Genomic DNA, 16,114 nt, shown 5'->3' with positions numbered 1-16,114 from the left:
CCTTAAGATGTGTGTGAGGGGATCAGGCCAGTTTGACGAGGTTGACGGCGGGCAGGGGGCCGCCGGGGAATTGCTGCAGGGCGCCGCCGACTTCGAGGCTGCCCAGATCGATGCTGGCGAAGCCGAGACGGTCGGCCAGTGCCGCAACGATCGTTTTTGCCGGCGCGTCATCGCCCGAGATGAACACCACCCGGCGTCCGCCGTTCTGCTGCGGGTCGGCCGCGAGCACGGATGCAAGCAGGGTATTGAAGGCCTTGACCACACGGGCGCCGGGAACGAGGCCGGACAGCACCTGGCTGGAATTGCGGCCGCCGAGCTCCGCCAGGCGGAAGCCGGGCAACAGCACCGGGTTGGTAGCGTCGATCAGGATCTTGCCGCGCAGGTCGATGCCTTCCAGCGCCGGCCTGACGGCGGCCCAGGTCACGCTGAGGAATACGATGTCGGCTTCCGCTGCCTGGCGCACGGTGCCGGCGCGGGCATTCGGGCCGAGCTGGTCGACGACGGCGGCGAGCGAATCCGGGCCGCGGCTGTTGCTGAGGATGACCGGTATTCCCGCACGCGCCAGCTGCTTCGCCATGGCCTGGCCGATGGCGCCGGCGCCGATGATGCCCACGCTGCCGATCGTGTTCTGCTTGTTCATGATGTTTTCCTTTCTCGTTGAGTGGCGCCGCTGGCGCCGGGCTGTTCAGGCTGCGGATCTCGTGTTCCGCTGCTGATGAAGCCAGTGTAGATATCCCCGGCAGAGTGATAAACAGGCGATAACGCGCATCACTGTTCCATTCAGGGTGATAAAAGGAGGGCCCGGGCTGGCGCGGCCGGGGTGGGGCGAGGAGCGGGAAGGTGACGGCGGCGGCCGGATGCCCGTCGACGGAACCGGCCGCCCTCGTGCTAGGGGCGCACGCCGTTGGCGGCGAAGACTTCACGCAGCGCATTGGCCGCGTCTATCGCCCTGGGAAAGCCGGCGGTGACCGTCGTCAGGTAGACGATCTCCTTCAGCTCGTCCGGACTGACGCCGAGCCGGAGCGCATAGCCGGCATGAACCTTGAGGACGGTGAGATTCCCCTGCGCGGCGAATGCCGCCACGGCGGCGAGCTGACGGGTGCGGTCGTCGAGGCGGCCCCGTCCCCATACTTCGCCCAGCGAATAGCCGACAATCGCGTCCGCCAGGAACGGGAAGTCCTGGCGAAGGGCATTCAGCACCGGCTGCCCCGCGCCGCCGGACAGCTTGTTCATGACTGCCTGGCCGGCCGACTGGCGGTCGTCCCCGCCGGCTGAGGCCGCGTCGGCCCGCGCCGGAGCAGGGGGGGCGACATCGGAAGACAAGGCCGGCGAACAGAGGAGGCCGGCGGCCACTGCCAGTACTCCCGAAGCGATGCATTTAGTCATAGCGTTTCCTTTCCAGTCGTGAGTTGAACAATGGGGCGGGCCTGCTACTTCCGCTTGCCGTCCCGCTCCCGGTACAGAACCATCCCGGCGTGATAGAGGACGTCGTCCCTGAAGTCGCCGTCGGCGGTGAAGCCGGTGTCATCCCAGTACTCGATATGGTCGCCCGTGATTTCATAACGCCCCTGATAGGCGCTCTTCCTGTCGCCCCGGGCCTCGTCGTAGCGGCCGTTCGGCAACAGCTCGTGGCGGATATACCCGTCTTTCGTGACCCACATTCCCACATATGGATGTGCTTGCATGACTGCTCCTTTCTGTTTCGATGACAGAGCCTCTGTTTCGCCGCCGGCGGTCAGGGATGCCGCCGCAAGCAGCGCGATGAGCGCCCGGGATGTTTGCGGAAGCCGGCGTGCGCGTGCAGCAGACGCATCTCGCCGGCAGCCGATGCTGACAAAGCGATGCATGTTGCGAAGGTTCATGACCAATTCCTCCTTCAGTTCCAGTTGCCGATCGTGTTGAAAACATTCGCCGGGGCCGCCTCGTCGGCCCTTCGCCGCAGACACCGCGCGTCACAGACGCCGGGAAAGGTTCACCAGAACGAAGCCGAGCAGGAGCGCGGCGCCGATCCACATTAATGCAGGCGCGATGCCGCCTGCCGCGAATGCACTGACGGCCTGGCCGCCCAGGCTGCCGCCGAGGAACATCGAGAATGCATACAGGGCAGTCGCCGCCCCGCGTTCCGCCGGTGCCGCCTGGCCGATCCGCTCCACCAGCGCGGGGGCGCTCACCGCAAGCGCGCCGGCCAGCAGGAAGAGCGCAAGAGCCTGGTGACTCAGCTGGCCATCGAACAGCGATGCCATCACGGCGGCGCCGGCGGCGACGAGGAAGCCCGCGGCCGCGCGGTCGATGGCGGAAAAACGCTGCAGAAAAGCGACCAGGAAGGGCACGGCAAGCATGGCGGGCAACCCCGCTACGCGCAGCACGAGAAGGCTGTGGGGGTCGTTCGACACCCCGCCGATCGCGATCGCGGTGAACACGCCGACAAAACTTCCGAGCAGCGTCATGGTCGCGAGATAGAGAACCAGGAGACGACGCTGGCAATACAGGCGGGGCATGCGTGCGAGCGCCGAGAGCAGGCTCGTCCCGCCGCTGCCCGGCGTCGGCCGCAGCAGAAAATGCGTGCCGAGCGCGACAATGCCCAGCGCCGGCGCGCAGGCAGCGAAGGCGGCTTCCCAGCCCAGCGCCGAGACGACCTGCTGGGCGGCGAGCTGCATCAGCACGGCGGACGCGAGCATGCTGCTGGTGACGCAGCTGAGCACGAAGACCCGGTGCCCGGGACGCACGCGCATTGCCACGTATGAGAAAGCCGCCGGGGCGAACGTGGCGGCCGCCGCGCCCTGCAGCGAGCGAAGCACGGTGGCGGAGACGAGGCCTTGGGCCATGGCGACGAGCCCGGTCAGCACAGCCGTCGCCAGCAGGCCCGAGACCATCATGCGCCGCGGGCCATAACGGTCCGACATCGGCCCCGCGAACAGGAAGCCGATGGCATAAGCGATGCCGAAAGCAGTGGATGTCCACGCGGCCGCGGACGTCGTCACGGCGAAGTCCGAGGCCATCGCGCCGTACAGCGGCATCACGATGTACATCTGTCCGACGACGAGGATGGACGCGACCAGCAGCACGGACAATACCGCGGCAGTCGAGTCCCAGTCCGACGTGTTCGCGGCGGAGCGGGAGGGTGTTGCGGGGGCAAGCGTTTCGCGCATGATCGACCTCTCGTGTGGGTAGCCTGACGAAGCGCCGGCACGGCTGGCGAAACCCGCCGCCGCACCGGCGCTGATCCATGACGACCATGCTAGTTATCAGGTGGCGGCGGGTAAATGGCGAAAGATATGGACGCCTTGCCTATTCCTGCAGGCGCGTGCCGGGCATGGTCGGGGACAAGGCAAGCCGGCGCCTGTCACGGTAGGCTGGCAGCGGTGTATCCGACAGGACGACCGCCCGCGCGCGTCCCGTGGAGCAATAGGCAGCCTGCGGCGAGGATCAGGCATGGTCCGGCCGGCGGCGACCATCTAGACTTTTCCCATGCATGCGGCGGCACGGGCCGCATCGATTGCACAACACTGGCGGAAGGAGAACGAGATGTTCAAGAAACTCAATCCTGCAAAGTCCTATCGTTTGCTCGAATCCGGTCCGATAGTCCTCGTGACCACGCGCGCCGGCGGGAAAAACAATGTCATGACCCTGGGGTTTCACATGATGATGCAGCACGAACCCGCGCTCGTCGGCTGCATCATCGGTCCCTGGGACTACAGCTATCAGGCCCTGCGCGAAACCGGAGAATGCGTGATCGCACTGCCCACCGTCGACCTCGCGCAGCAGGTCGTCGACATCGGCAACTGCTCCGGCGAAGAGGTCGACAAGTTCCGGCGGTTCGGACTGACTGCCCGGAGCGGCGAGTCGGTCGAGGCGCCGCTGATCCGGGAATGCGTGGCGAATCTCGAGTGCCGCGTCGTCGACGATGCCATGGTCGACCGCTACAACATGTTCATCCTGCAGGTGGAGAACGTCTGGGTGGATCGGGCAAGACGCGAGCAGCGCCTGCTTCACCACCGCGGCGACGGGGTCTTCATTGTCGATGGCGAGACGATCGACCTGGGCGAGAGAATGGTGCGCTGGCGGTACCTGATGGACGACTGAGCATGCAGCGTCGACCAATGCGGAAGCGGGGAGCGGCCGCTGCCGTTCCCCGCTTGCCGATGTCGGCCGCCGCGCGGCGGATCGCTCAGGCCGTGGCCGGCGCGGGCCGGGCCTTGCGTGCATCGAGGCTGTAGAGGCCGGCGCCGAATGCGGCAACCTGGAGCAGGCCGCCCGCCATCGCGAAGTTCTTCAGCAGATGGATCAGCTGGTTCTGGTCACCGATCGCGTTGTGGAACACCAGGCCGGTGACCACCGAGAAGGCGGCGAGCAGCAAGGCTACCAGGCGCGTCTGGAATCCGAGCACCAGCAGGATGCCGCCGCCCACTTCGACGGCGATTGCCAGCGCCACGCCCAGCGCAGGCAGCGGCAGGCCCATGGCGGCGATATAGCCGGCGGTCGCGGCCGGCGCGGCGATCTTGCCGAGACCGCTGATGATGAAAATCGCCGCCAGCAGGATACGGCCGATCAGGGGGAGGGTGGAAGCTTGTTGATTCAGGTTGTTCATGACGGCTCCTTCAGGATGTATGTCGGTTGGATGTGGATTGCTTCGATCGCTGCCGATTGAAACCGGGGTTTCGTTCAAGCTTTGATGAGAGGAGTCTAGCTATCGCAGCCGCCGTGATAAACGCGATATATTCGGCACGAGTATTCATGGAACGGTGATAATCCCCGCAAAACCTCGAATATTGAGGTGCCGGCCGGCACGGAATACCGCGCCCGCAACCTCGAGCCTTACAGAGGCTTTCATGTTTTCATGCGCTCGCTGCCCGCGATCCTCGCCCGGTGGCCGGACCTCCAGGTGCTGGTGATCGGCGGCGACGAGGTCAGCTATGGCAAGCCTCCGCCCGAAGGTTTCGCCAGCTACCGGGACGCCCTGCAGACCGAACTGGCCGACAAGAGCATCGACTGGAACCGCGTACACTTCCTCGGCAAGCTTCCGTTCGCACGCTACGTGCAGGCGCTGCAGGTGTCCAGCCTGCACGTCTACCTGACCTACCCGTTCGTGCTCTCCTGGTCGATGCTTGAAGCCATGGCCGCGGGGACGCCTGTTCTCGAGTCCGCCACGGCGCCGGTACTTGAAGTGATCCGGGACGGAGAAAACGGCTTCCTGTTCGATTTTTTCGACACAGCCGGGCTTGCGGACCGCGTCTGCGATCTGCTCACGCGGCGCGACGAGCTTGCGGCCGCGGCAGCCGCGGGGCGCGCCACGGTAATCGGGAATTACGATTTCGAGCGCACCGGCTTGCCGGTCTATCAGTCGATGTTGCGGCCGCTGGGGTGAGGCCGCCCCGGGCGTGCCGGGCGCATCCGGCACGCGGCCGAAACCGGACGGCTTGTTACTTCGCCCGATGGTAGACAGAAGCTTCGACCGGCTTGGCCGAGTTATGCTCCTTGTAGATCTTCCAGCCGTCGGCACCGCAACGCCACAGGATAGACGAGCGCGAGATCAGGTGCATCACGTCGCCCTGTTTCGGCGTCACTTCGAACACGAACTCCATCACCGAGTGGCCGTAGCCGGGGCCCACCGGCACCGCGGTCGGTCCCTCGGTAATCTTGTGCTTCACGCTCCTGAACTTCGGCACCAGTCCGTACCAGATCGTGCCGTAGTCGTCGGCGGTGTTCCGGACCTTGAGTTGCGGGTCGAAGTCGTCGAACAGATTCAGGTCGTCGCGCGTGAAATCGTAGTACTTGCCCACGTCCTGCCGGAAGTTGAAATCGGGGTCGCCGGCGTCGCGCTCCCAACCGATCATCAGCCAGTCGTGATGCAACTGTGCGATGCCCTCCTGGCCGGAAGCCGGGCAGTCGTTGCGGGGCTCGGCAGACAAGGCGGACGAGCAGAGGAGGCAGGCGGCGAGTGTCAGTGCGGCCTTGGTCATGGCTTTGGTCATAACGTTTCCTTTCCAGGTCGTGGTTGATGAAGCGTTGATCGGATTGTCTTCACGGTCGCGCGTGCACCCGCTCCGGATCGCGGACGCCCGGTGCAAGGCAGGGAACGCCCTCCGGGATCGCATCCGATGGATGCTCGCTATGGGAGGCAGTGTAGAGAAGCGGCAGGAGAGAGGAAATGCTGAGAGGTACGGCTGTCTTGCCTGATTCTCTGAAGTTTGATTCGCGACGGCGCGCGTGCGCGGGCCGGCCCGCGAAGCAGCGCGGAGCCTGCGTCCCAGGTCTTCATTGGCAATGCCGATGCTAGCGGCGATACCGGCCGCGCGGAAGCCATTTTTTTTCGATGGGCGTTATGCGGGAAAGCGATAGTTTCCGGCGGTCGTGGACCTTGCGGACAGAATGCGCGGTGGGCCAGCCACCCGGGTGGAGGGCTGAGAAGAGAACTTGCTGCGCGTCTGGCTCGCGGAGCGTGACAAGCTCAGTGAAGCAAGACCTGATTCGATGACTTCCCTCGTCCGCGATGTCAATAATCTAGTAGGGCACCTCGTGGGGTGTGTGCGAGGGTGACCACAGAAGATCTCCCAAATCGTGAAGCGGCGGAGCGCACAGAGAAGGGCTTCCTTCTCATGATTAAAGATTGGCAGTTCCCATGCTGCTTGTGTCCTCTGCCTGTTCAACCCTATCCATTGCGGGCCTCATCACCACGCCGCCAATTCGCGGTCGGTGAAGTTATGGAGGCGTGTAGAGGGGGGCTCCTGGGACGAGAATGCCTTTCCGTCTACGGTGCTTACCTGAAGCTACGAAGTGATGGAGCAGGGTGCGGACGCGATGCGGCGCCAGCGTGGCCGGATTGCACTTCCAAGAGAATTAGGCAATAACTTCACAAGATCCTGTTATCGCACGCGAGCTGCGCAGCCGTACATTGCAATCGTCCCCGCGCTATTTGAAGGGGCATCCTAACGCTACCTTTACCATACTCGGAGAATTTGAAATGAAAGTGAAATCGATTGTTGCAGCAAGTGTTCTCGTAATGAGCGCCGCCGCGGGCCAGGCCCAGGAGTATGTCGCGCCGGACGCCGGTTTCGTATCGTCCAAAACCCGGGCACAGGTCGTTGCCGAGCTCGAGCAGGCGAAGGCGGATACTCGCTGAACTACGTGAACAGCGAGTATCCGCAGTTCGTGGTCGTGCCCTCCACCGTCACGCGTGAGGCGGTGCTGCGGGAGCTGCGTGAAGCGCAACTGAGGGGAATGGCGGTAACCCAGCGCATGGACGGCGTCGACACGCCGGCGCCGGTGGTGTCGACGAAAACACGTGCCGAAGTGATCGCGGAACTGGAAGCGTACAAGCGTCAGCGTCCCGCTCGCGATCTCTACAGTGGCAACACCTCAGGTTTCGGCGGCTGATCGGTGTTCGCCCGCTCCGGGAATCCCGGTCCACGCGCGTTGCGCGGACCGGGTGGAGAATCAGGCAAGCACTCTATATTGCGCGAGTACAGATCATCTTTGATGTCCATGTTTGAGTTTGGCTTTGAACTCACAAGGAAAGCGATATGAATGACATGAAAGTTATTGCAATCACAGGCGCAAGCAGTGGTATCGGGCGCGCCACGGCACGTTTGCTGGCGAAGAAAGGTCACGCAGTCGTGCTCGGCGCCCGGCGTGAGGTTGAGCTTGCGGCCCTGACGAGGGAGCTTATTGATGCGGGGGAACGAGCGAGCTACTGCGTGACCGATGTGACACGGCGCACTGATCTTGAAGCCTTGGTTGCTCACGCGGTCGCCCACTTCGGACGACTTGACGTGATAGTGAACAACGCCGGAATTGGTCCGATTTCGCGCTTCGACGCGCTGAAAGTAGATGATTGGGACGCGATGATCGATGTGAACCTGCGTGGCACGCTATACGGCATCGCTGCTGCTCTGCCTGTGTTCGCGAGGCAGGAAAGCGGTCATGTAATCAATGTGATATCTACAGCAGGCCTGACGATTTTACCGACAATGGGCATATATGCGGCCACCAAGAACGCTGTGCGCACCGCAACGGAGGCGTTACGACAGGAGGCGGGGCCCAACCTCCGTGTTACCGAGATTTCGCCGGGCATGATCGATACCAACTTCGGAGAATCAATAACCGTTCAGGCAACGCGGACCGAAATCGAAGATCGTTTGAAAGCCATAGCGATTTCGCCGGATTCGATCGCCCGGGGCATACTCTTTGCGATCAATCAACCGCCCGAGGTGGATGTAGGCAGCATCGTAATTCGGCCGACCGCCCAGGGCTGAGATTTGGGATCGCCCCCGCGGGTTGAGCGCAATCCCAGCCTTTTCCCAGGCATCGCCGTTGAATAGACGCATTTCGACAAATAAAGCCAGTCGTGACGTTTGAAGCTGGCGCTGCTAATGCACTGTGGGTTGGTGCAGTACGCCGAACCGTTCGGCCAGTCCGCCCAAGCGTTTGTCGAGCGTCCACAGCGTTGTGCCCGGCGTGACTAACGTGGAAGCCAATAGGACCATGTCGACCAGTCCGCACCCCGGGCCATATAGCTGTTCGCGTTCGATGAACTCCATGACTTCGCGCAAGCTGGCCTGCTGCGTCTGTTGCAGCAGACCGATGTCCTTGAGTGTCTGCGCGCGCGGGGGCGGCGGCGTCCCGCAAGCCAGTTCAACTAGGATCATGGGATGGGTCAGTGCCAGATCCAGGTTAAGGAGGTGTACCAGCGTCTCGTTGCGCTCCGGAAGTGGTCGACCCAGACCGAGGTGTCGACGAGGATGCCTTTCATTGCGCTGGGTCTACACGCCGGCGCGGCACGTCTTGCATCTGCGGCGCGGAAGCACCCAGGGCCGCTAGGCGCTTGGCTGCTTGCACCCGAACGAAGGTCTTGATCGCCTCGCGAAACAGATCCGCCTTGTCCATCGCGGGATCCGCCATTTCCAAGGCCTTTTCATACAGCTCGTCATCAATTGTCACGGTCGTTCTCATGTCAGCTCCTAGCATCATACTGGATGTGAGCGTGCATCAGACTCGACATCACTGCAACTACATATGTGCCGCATCTGGCGTAAAAGACAATGATTTCTGCTTCGCAAAAACGCGGGTAATCTGTATTATGTAAAGCGCGGTCGCCATCTCAGCGCTGAGATTCCCCCGACCGCTCCCCCCGCATCGCCCCCAAGGCAGCCCCCCCGCGTTACCGCCCGTTCTTCTTCCGCCGCGGTAACGGAAAGACGTCGGCAACCACCGTGCTTTCGCCTATCTGCCGGCTTGGCGAGGCGGCGTCGTGGACGACCAGCAGTCCCTCTTCGCTGCCGTTCATCAGCGGGAACAGCGTCATGCCCTCGGGATGATCGACGCCGTGACCGAATGGCAGATCGAGGACGCGTTCGAGTTCGTCCGCGCTGACGATGGACTCCTTGTCGGGCTCCGCGCCGCCTGGCCAGCGAAAAACCACGACCGGACCGTCGAGGTCCATCGTCGGTCCGGCGAGGATCAGCAGGTCTTTGCCCTGCACGCAGAGATCGCGGATGCCGAGGCCGCCGAGGTCCAGAAAATGTTTCCGGTACAGCCGCCCATCGCCATCCTCGACCGGTGCCAGCCGCAGTTGCGTCGGCTGTTCGTCCTCCGCGAGTGCGATTTCGACGATCGCCGCCCAGCCGCGCAGGACCGGCCCGCGCAAGCCGACGAGCAGGTGCTTGCCCGCGACGGCCAGGCCTTCGATGTCGAAGCCATTGTCCTTGCCCGGAATCGCGAGGAATGGCCCGAAGTGTTCGTCATGCAGCAGCAGCAGAGTCAGTTCGTTGCCATGCGCGTCGCCGCGCAGCCGTGCGGCAGTACGCAACCTGCCCTTGTGCTCCGTTTCCCGCACCAGCGTATGGGTGCCGTCCTGCTCGACCACGGGAATCCGGGCCAGCAGATAGCGGTTGCCGTCGGCGCTGACGGAGGCGAGCCGTTTCTGCGCCTTTTTCGTGCCGTCGCCGGCTTTGGGATTCTTTCGCCGCAGGCTGTGGGATCCGGCAATCCAGAGATACTTGCCGTCGCATGCCAGGCCTTCGATGTCCGCTTCATGCAGTGCTTCCGGGTCGCCGCCGGGAGGCAGAGGCAGCGCCAGAAAATCGGCCAGCGAAAACTGCACATGGCCGTGCGTCATGCTGCTCGTGCCCGTGCTGTCCTCGGGCGACAGGGTCAGCCTTTCGAGACTGAGCGATTCATCGTTCGCGACCCACAGGTTGTTTCCCATTCGCAGGGCAACCGACAAGCCGTCCCGCAATTCCTTGTCCCTGGTCAGGTCATCCCGCTCGGGATGGAATTCGAGCAGAACGATCGCGGATGGATGCATGGTATTCACCCCGGCATGGAAAGATTCGAGCATATCGCCGTGCGCACCGGTGCGGTCGACAACGCACAAACACCATGTGCGGGGCAACCTGCGGTCATCCATCAGCGGCTTTGAGAATTATCAGCGCCTGACCGGGACCGTCAACTAGTTTGATTTACATGCGCCCGGCTACCGGCGCGCGAACAATCAAGTCCGAGGAGACAAGCATGGTCACGTCCCGCTACCGGGGCCACCGGCTTCGAAGTCCGTCCGTCGCCCACATCTGTCCGGATGCGCCCTCCTGACCAGGAACGCCCGCCGACATCGATGCATCCCGATGCAATCCATTGCCCGCCGGCCGGGCGGCCGGACGGGATGCGCCTGTACTTCTATAAGAACCATAGTCATCAGTGGAGGCACCTGAAAGGAGACATCATGAAAGCATTTCTTGCCGGGCTTGCACTGCTGCTTCCGATCCTGGGCATGGGGCCCAATGCATTGGCGGTGAATGGAACGAACGGAACGAACGGAACAAACGATGGAAACGGCAACGCCGAGTTCAGGGTGGATGCCGGCTGGCCCAAACCATTGCCGAACAACTGGCTGCTGGGACAGGTGGCGGGCATCGCGGTGGACCGGAATGACCATATCTGGATCATCCAGCGTCCCGGTTCGCTGACTCCCGACGAGGCCGGTCTCGCGCAGACACCGCCCCGCTCCGAGTGCTGCCTGCCGGCTCCGTCCGTGATGAAGTTCGACCGCGAGGGCAACCTGCTGCTCGCATGGGGAGGCGCCGCCGATCCCGGCTTCCTGACCGAGCGCTGCACGCCGGCCAGGGGATGCGAGTGGCCGACGAACGAGCATGGCATCTTTGTCGACCACAACATGAATGTCTGGATCGCCGGCAATGGGGCCAATAATCATCAGGTGCTGAAGTTCAGTGCCGACGGCACCTTCCTCCTCCAGGTCGGCAAGGCGGGCGCGACGGGCGGCAGCAATGCGACCACCGGCGGGCTCGGCGACACGCCGCTGCTCGGACAGCCGGCCGACATCGAGGTCGACCCGACCAACAACGAGGCGTATATCGCCGACGGCTACCAGAACAAGCGCGTGCTTGTCGTCGACGGCAATACCGGCCGCTACCTGCGGCACTGGGGCGCCTACGGCGCGACACCGAACGATGCCGACCCGGGCCCCTTCACTGCCGGACAGGCGCCGGCGAGGCAGTTCCGCAACCCGGTTCACTGCGTGCGAATCACCAATGACAATCTGGTGTATGTGTGCGACCGGGTGAACAACCGGGTGCAGGTGTTCCAGAAGAACGGCACCTTCGTGCGCGAATTCTTCACCGCGCCCAACACCCTCGGCAACGGCTCCACCTGGGACCTCGACGTCTCTCCGGATCAGGCACGCATGTATGACGCCGACGGCGAGAACAACAAGGTCTGGATCCTCAACCGGCTCGCCGGCACGGTGGCCGGCTCCTTCGGGCGACATGGACGTTATGCCGGGCAGTTCCACTGGGTGCACAACCTCGCCGTCGACTCGCAGGGCAACATCTATACGGCCGAGGTCGATACCGGCAAGCGTACCCAGAAGTTCGTGCCGGTCAACCGCGGCAACAACGGCCAGCAGTGACGGCGACGGTACAGGCGCAAGGATGCGGCGGGAGGCGCGGCGCCTCCCCGTCGTCGCCGGCCCGGGCGCTGCTGAAGGCTGTCCTGGCCTGCGTGCTGCTTGCCATCGCACTCAGCCCCCTGTCGCTGCGGGCGCACGATGTGCCCGGCGAAATGCGCATGCATGTGTTCGTCAAGCCGGAGGGCGACCGGCTTCACCTGCTGGTGCGCATGCCGCTCGCCCTGCTGCTCAACATCGATCTGCCCAAGCGCGGCCCCGGCTATCTCGCGCTGTCGGAGATCGATGCCGGGATCGCGCGCGCCGTGGCCGCGACAGACCGCGGCATCGTGCTCACGGCGAATGACCGCCGGCTGGCGATGGCTGAGGGCCGGGGCCGCATCTCCCTGCCCTCCGACCGCTCCTTCGACAGCTACGAGCGGGCGCTCGCGCTGCTGGACGGGCCGCGCCTGCCCGACAGCACCTATGTGTTCTGGAATCAGGGGTACTTCGATGCCCACCTGGTTTATCCGATCGACGCCGCGCAGTCCACGTTCGAGGCCAGGTTCGGGATCGCCCCCGGACTGCGCGACCGGCTGAAGATCGACCTGCGTTACATTTCCCGTAGCGGCACGGTGCGTGCTTATGACCTTGCCACTGGCGGCGACGCGGTCGCTCTCGACCCGAGCTGGCTGCAGGCCGCGTCGACCTTCGTCAGGTCGGGCTTCGCCCATATTCTCGACGGCCCGGATCACCTGTTGTTTCTGTTTTGCCTGGTCATTCCCCTGCGCCGCCTGGACTGGACGCTGGCCGGCGTGGTCACCGCCTTTACCGTCGGACATTCGGTCACGCTGATATCGGCCGCTTACGGGCTCACGCCTGCGGGCGGCTGGTTTGCGCCGCTGATCGAATTCCTGATCGCGGCGTCCATCCTCTACATGGCGCTCGAGAATGCCGTCCGGCCTTCGTTGCGCCACCGCTGGGCGCTGAGCGCGATATTCGGCCTCGTGCACGGCTTCGGATTTTCCTTCCTGCTGCAGTCGCAGCTGCAGTTCGCGGGATCGCATCTGCTGCTGTCGCTGCTGGCCTTCAATGTCGGCATCGAGTTCGGACAGTTGCTGGTCCTGGCGCTGGCGCTTCCACTGCTCGTGCTGCTATACCGGTCCGGACTCGCGCCCGAGCGCGTCATCACCCTGACGCTCTCGGTACTCATCGGCCATACCGCGCTGCACTGGGCGGGGGAACGCTTCGAAGCGCTGCGCGATGCCGACGCCGACGGGGCGGCAGCGATGCTCCTGGTGCCCGCGCTTGCGCTGGGCATTGCGCTCGCGCTCCCGATGCGGGCGGCGCGTCGCCGGCGGGAAACTCAGGCGCGAGGCGATGGATCCACCCCGCGGGCCGGCGGCGTACAGGCGGCAAGCGCGGCGTCGCCGGCTCCTCCCGTCACGCATGCATCCACCTCATGCGACCCATGAGTTTTCCGAGATTGAAGCGGCGCGCGGCGGCGGTTAGATTGTGACAGTGCGACGGTCTTGTCCGGCCCACGGGAGACCTTTGCGCCATTCATCAATCCGGGCCGGGGGAGCGCTACGATGATCACCGCCATCACCACATTTCAACTGCCGCAAGCGATCACAAGGGAGGAGGCGCGGCGGATTTTCCTGAGCACCGCACCGAAATACCTGGACGCGGCCGGGCTCTTCCGCAAGTGCTATATCCTGTCGGCGGACGGCAGGACGGCCGGGGGAGTCTATCTCTGGCATTCCCGTGCCGAGGCGGAGGCGATGTACACCGAGGACTGGCGGGTGTTCGTCCGCGAGAAGTACGGCACCGAGCCTTCGGTCACGTACTTCGACACGCCGGTCGTGGTCGACAACCTCACCCACGAGATTCTTTCGGACGCATAGCGCCGCCTGTCCTCGCCGCCTGGCCGGCACGCCCGGTTACATGCCACGCGCCTCGGAACGTACCCACGCCATCATCGTCATGACTTCCGGCGCCGGCTTCGCGTCCGCGTGGATGAGCCAGTAGGCATGGTCGTTCAACGGCCCCGGACGCGGGGTCGAGCGCTATCAGGCGTCCGTCGCCCAGCATCTGCGACACGAGTGCGCGCCGGCCGAGTGCGATGCCCTGCCCCGCCACCGCCGCGTGGATCATCTGATCGTACTGATTGAACCGCAGCATGCCCTTCGGCTGGACACGCTCCCAACCCTGGCTGGACAGCCACGCTTGCCATTGCAGCCACGGCCGATAGGGGCCGTCGAACTCGAGCAGCATCTGTTTTTCCACCGCGGCCGTGCCGTCGAGTGCGGTCAGCCCCAGCGACGGATGAGCAACCGGGACGACGGTTTCGTCGAAAAGATGCTCCGTCCCATCCGGCATCGCGTCGCGGCTACCGTATCGAATTGCGAGGTCGACGCCCTCCGCATGCAGGTCCACCACGCGGGTGCTTGCAGCCAGGCGTACCTCGATATCCGGATGTGCCTGCAGAAAGGCGCCGAGCCGCGGCATCAGCCAGAGGCCGGTGACCCCCGTGGTTGACGTGATGGTCACCACTCGCTGCCCCGTCGTTCCCCTGAGCGCACCGACCACGTCCTGCAGCTGCTGCAGCGCGCTGTCGGCACTGCGGAACAGGCGCTCGCCCTCCGGCGTGAATGCGATGGATCGGTGGCCACGCACCAGCAGCTTCATGCCGAGCGACTCTTCCAGGGTGTGAATCTGGCGGCTTACCGCCGACTGGGTGAGGCAGAGATCGCGCGCGGCCAGGGTAATGCTCATGCGGCGGCCGACCGCCACGAAACCGCGGACCAGATCAAGCGAAGGCAGGCGAACCAAGGGTGCTGACATTCTTCATCCTCATGCGAAAGACGACGAAATCTCGTTTGAGCAGCATACCTGAGCAGCGCTAGATTGACATGTGAAGCCCTCGCTTCGGTCCAGCCGGCAGGCGCAGTGCACTCACGTCCGGTGAACACATGTCCGACATGAACAGGTGAAGCCATGCATCGCATTTCTTATCGCTCAATGTGCGCCAGCATTATTGCGGTGGCCGCGGACTGCGGCGCCGCCATTCGCCACCGCCTGGCGGCGGCGAGATCCCGGCTGCGGCCGCGCGCCGCCTGTCCCGCGTACTGGAACGACGGACTTCTGAAGGACCTCGGCCTCGGCCACGGCGACGAGTACGCGATCGGCGCCGGACTGTACGAAGGCGACGCCACCCGCAGGCGGCGATAGGAAAGCCGGCGGCCTGCTGCTTTACGCGGGGACGGCGGAGCCGCGGGCAGTGCCCGAAAAATGCTGTTTCACGAATCCGGCAACGATCTCCACGGCGGGATTGCTCGACTCCGGGCGCCAGGCGAGGCAGAGTTCCGCAACGATGCCTGAACGCCAGAGCGGCCTGAACTGAACCTCGCGAAACGGCAGCATCATGGCCGAGGCGGGGACGATCGCCATGCCGACGCCGCCGCGGACGAGTCCGAGGATGGTGTGCGTCTGCCCGATATGCTGGACGTGGCGGGTCTGCACGCCCGCGCTCGCGAACAGACCGCTCACCAGTTCATAGAAATATCTGCCGTCGTCCGGCGAGTACATGATGAAGCGCTCGTCCTGCAGATGCTCCGGCCGGATGTCCTTCTTGCGGGCGAGCCGGTGGTCGGCATGTACCGCAAGGACCAGCGGGTCGCGCAGCAGCAGATGCCGACTGGTCGACGTGCCGGCGCCGGAAAGCGGCCGAACGAAGCCGATATCGATTGCCCCGGATTCCAGCGCTTCCAGCTGGTCTTTCGACACCATTTCCCGCAGCACGACGTCCGTCATCGGAAACCGCTGCTGGGCCGCGGACACGATGCGCGGGAGCAGGTCGTAACCGGCGACCGCGGTGAAGCCGACCGTGACCCGGCCCGCTTCGCCCTTCTCCACCCGCTTTGCCAGCGCCGCCGCCTGGTCCGCATGGCGCAGGATGGAGACGGCGTCGCGGTAGAAAACTTCGCCGGCCGCGGACAGCCGTACCGAACGGCTGGTCCGTTCGAGCAGCTTCACCGACAGCGCATGTTCCAGCAGCTGGATCTGGCGGCTCAGCGGCGGCTGGGTCATGTGCAGCCGGGCGGCGGCGCGGCCGAAATGCAGTTCCTCGGCGAGGGTGACGAAACAGCGCAGTTGAAAAAGCTCGAACATCGATACAATTCCTGAATCAATCAATTCAGTATCTAGCTTAGACGA

Annotated in this window: 17 protein-coding genes and 4 pseudogenes; 9 read left to right on the top strand and 12 right to left on the bottom strand. The window is 64.2% G+C overall.

What is annotated here, in order from left to right; translation table 11 throughout:
• Positions 1-22: 22 nt before the first annotated feature.
• The 4 genes and pseudogenes from NCCP691_RS01560 to NCCP691_RS01545 all read right to left on the bottom strand — a co-directional run.
• Positions 23-667: pseudogene (locus tag NCCP691_RS01560) on the bottom strand (NADPH-dependent F420 reductase); the annotation flags it as partial.
• A 221-nt stretch (positions 668-888) separates the two neighbouring features.
• Positions 889-1,386, bottom strand: a complete 498-nt coding sequence (locus NCCP691_RS01555) for a carboxymuconolactone decarboxylase family protein (protein WP_220806468.1) — start codon at positions 1,384-1,386, stop codon at positions 889-891.
• A 44-nt stretch (positions 1,387-1,430) separates the two neighbouring features.
• Positions 1,431-1,685 (bottom strand): Atu4866 domain-containing protein, encoded by a 255-nt coding sequence (locus NCCP691_RS01550; protein ID WP_220806467.1) that lies wholly within the window; start codon positions 1,683-1,685, stop codon positions 1,431-1,433.
• A 267-nt stretch (positions 1,686-1,952) separates the two neighbouring features.
• Entirely contained in the window at positions 1,953-3,149 is a 1,197-nt protein-coding gene (locus NCCP691_RS01545; RefSeq protein WP_220806466.1) for an MFS transporter, read from the bottom strand.
• A gap of 376 nt (positions 3,150-3,525) precedes the next feature.
• Between NCCP691_RS01545 and NCCP691_RS01540 the strand changes: the two genes are divergently transcribed.
• Positions 3,526-4,083, top strand: a complete 558-nt coding sequence (locus NCCP691_RS01540; protein ID WP_220806465.1) for a flavin reductase family protein — start codon at positions 3,526-3,528, stop codon at positions 4,081-4,083.
• Positions 4,084-4,168: 85 nt separating this feature from the next.
• Here the strand turns inward: NCCP691_RS01540 and NCCP691_RS01535 are convergent, their stop codons facing one another.
• Positions 4,169-4,588 carry a DoxX family protein gene (locus NCCP691_RS01535; RefSeq protein WP_220806464.1) on the bottom strand — a complete coding sequence of 140 codons (420 nt, stop codon included), beginning with the start codon at positions 4,586-4,588 and terminating at the stop codon, positions 4,169-4,171.
• A 186-nt stretch (positions 4,589-4,774) separates the two neighbouring features.
• Between NCCP691_RS01535 and NCCP691_RS01530 the strand changes: the two genes are divergently transcribed.
• Positions 4,775-5,365, top strand: coding sequence for a glycosyltransferase (locus NCCP691_RS01530; RefSeq protein WP_274387214.1), 591 nt, complete (start codon positions 4,775-4,777; stop codon positions 5,363-5,365).
• Positions 5,366-5,420: 55 nt separating this feature from the next.
• Here the strand turns inward: NCCP691_RS01530 and NCCP691_RS01525 are convergent, their stop codons facing one another.
• Positions 5,421-5,972 carry a Cif family virulence factor gene (locus NCCP691_RS01525; RefSeq protein WP_220806462.1) on the bottom strand — a complete coding sequence of 184 codons (552 nt, stop codon included), beginning with the start codon at positions 5,970-5,972 and terminating at the stop codon, positions 5,421-5,423.
• 989 nt (positions 5,973-6,961) lie between these two features.
• On the opposite strand from NCCP691_RS01525, the gene NCCP691_RS01520 reads away from it, so the two are divergent.
• A complete protein-coding gene (locus NCCP691_RS01520; RefSeq protein ID WP_220806461.1) occupies positions 6,962-7,120 on the top strand; it encodes a DUF4148 domain-containing protein in 159 nt (52 codons plus the stop codon).
• 5 nt (positions 7,121-7,125) lie between these two features.
• Complete coding sequence (locus NCCP691_RS01515; protein ID WP_220806460.1) at positions 7,126-7,374, top strand: DUF4148 domain-containing protein; 249 nt, start codon at positions 7,126-7,128, stop codon at positions 7,372-7,374.
• Here the strand turns inward: NCCP691_RS01515 and NCCP691_RS21575 are convergent.
• Positions 7,357-7,434: pseudogene (locus NCCP691_RS21575) on the bottom strand (DUF3649 domain-containing protein); the annotation flags it as partial. The gene NCCP691_RS01515 and the pseudogene NCCP691_RS21575 sit on opposite strands and share 18 nt — an antisense overlap.
• A gap of 86 nt (positions 7,435-7,520) precedes the next feature.
• Between NCCP691_RS21575 and NCCP691_RS01510 the strand changes: the two are divergent.
• On the top strand, positions 7,521-8,252 hold the full coding sequence (locus NCCP691_RS01510; RefSeq protein ID WP_220806459.1) for an SDR family oxidoreductase: 732 nt from the start codon (positions 7,521-7,523) through the stop codon (positions 8,250-8,252).
• 114 nt (positions 8,253-8,366) lie between these two features.
• On the opposite strand, the pseudogene NCCP691_RS01505 reads toward NCCP691_RS01510, so the two are convergent.
• The 3 genes and pseudogenes from NCCP691_RS01505 to NCCP691_RS01495 all read right to left on the bottom strand — a co-directional run bounded on the left by NCCP691_RS01505 (position 8,367) and on the right by NCCP691_RS01495 (position 10,303).
• Positions 8,367-8,749: pseudogene (locus tag NCCP691_RS01505) on the bottom strand (type II toxin-antitoxin system VapC family toxin).
• Positions 8,746-8,949 carry a type II toxin-antitoxin system VapB family antitoxin gene (locus NCCP691_RS01500; RefSeq protein ID WP_220806458.1) on the bottom strand — a complete coding sequence of 68 codons (204 nt, stop codon included), beginning with the start codon at positions 8,947-8,949 and terminating at the stop codon, positions 8,746-8,748. Before NCCP691_RS01500 ends, NCCP691_RS01505 begins: the two are co-directional and overlap by 4 nt.
• A gap of 208 nt (positions 8,950-9,157) precedes the next feature.
• Complete coding sequence (locus NCCP691_RS01495) at positions 9,158-10,303, bottom strand: DUF3616 domain-containing protein (protein WP_220806457.1); 1,146 nt, start codon at positions 10,301-10,303, stop codon at positions 9,158-9,160.
• Positions 10,304-10,717: 414 nt separating this feature from the next.
• On the opposite strand from NCCP691_RS01495, the gene NCCP691_RS01490 reads away from it, so the two are divergent.
• The 3 genes from NCCP691_RS01490 (at position 10,718) to NCCP691_RS01480 (ending at position 13,803) form a co-directional block, all read left to right on the top strand.
• Positions 10,718-11,920, top strand: a complete 1,203-nt coding sequence (locus NCCP691_RS01490; protein WP_238482263.1) for an NHL repeat-containing protein — start codon at positions 10,718-10,720, stop codon at positions 11,918-11,920.
• Complete coding sequence (locus NCCP691_RS01485) at positions 11,917-13,371, top strand: HupE/UreJ family protein (RefSeq protein WP_220806456.1); 1,455 nt, start codon at positions 11,917-11,919, stop codon at positions 13,369-13,371. The genes NCCP691_RS01490 and NCCP691_RS01485 overlap by 4 nt, the downstream gene beginning before the upstream one ends.
• A gap of 117 nt (positions 13,372-13,488) precedes the next feature.
• A complete protein-coding gene (locus tag NCCP691_RS01480; protein ID WP_220806549.1) occupies positions 13,489-13,803 on the top strand; it encodes a hypothetical protein in 315 nt (104 codons plus the stop codon).
• Between the two features lie 36 nt (positions 13,804-13,839).
• On the opposite strand, the pseudogene NCCP691_RS01475 reads toward NCCP691_RS01480, so the two are convergent.
• A pseudogene (locus NCCP691_RS01475) lies at positions 13,840-14,743 on the bottom strand (LysR substrate-binding domain-containing protein).
• Between the two features lie 153 nt (positions 14,744-14,896).
• Between NCCP691_RS01475 and NCCP691_RS01470 the strand changes: the two are divergent.
• Positions 14,897-15,130 (top strand): hypothetical protein, encoded by a 234-nt coding sequence (locus tag NCCP691_RS01470; RefSeq protein ID WP_220806454.1) that lies wholly within the window; start codon positions 14,897-14,899, stop codon positions 15,128-15,130.
• Between the two features lie 21 nt (positions 15,131-15,151).
• On the opposite strand, the gene NCCP691_RS01465 is transcribed toward NCCP691_RS01470, so the two are convergent.
• Positions 15,152-16,069 carry a LysR family transcriptional regulator gene (locus NCCP691_RS01465; protein WP_220806453.1) on the bottom strand — a complete coding sequence of 306 codons (918 nt, stop codon included), beginning with the start codon at positions 16,067-16,069 and terminating at the stop codon, positions 15,152-15,154.
• Positions 16,070-16,114 lie beyond the last annotated feature (45 nt).

Origin of the sequence: Noviherbaspirillum aridicola (assembly GCF_019656455.1) — a bacterium.
GTDB classification, from domain to species: domain Bacteria; phylum Pseudomonadota; class Gammaproteobacteria; order Burkholderiales; family Burkholderiaceae_D; genus Noviherbaspirillum; species Noviherbaspirillum aridicola.
The sequence above is the reverse complement of the archived record's forward strand: the minus strand, read 5'-3'. Positions and strand labels throughout refer to the sequence as shown.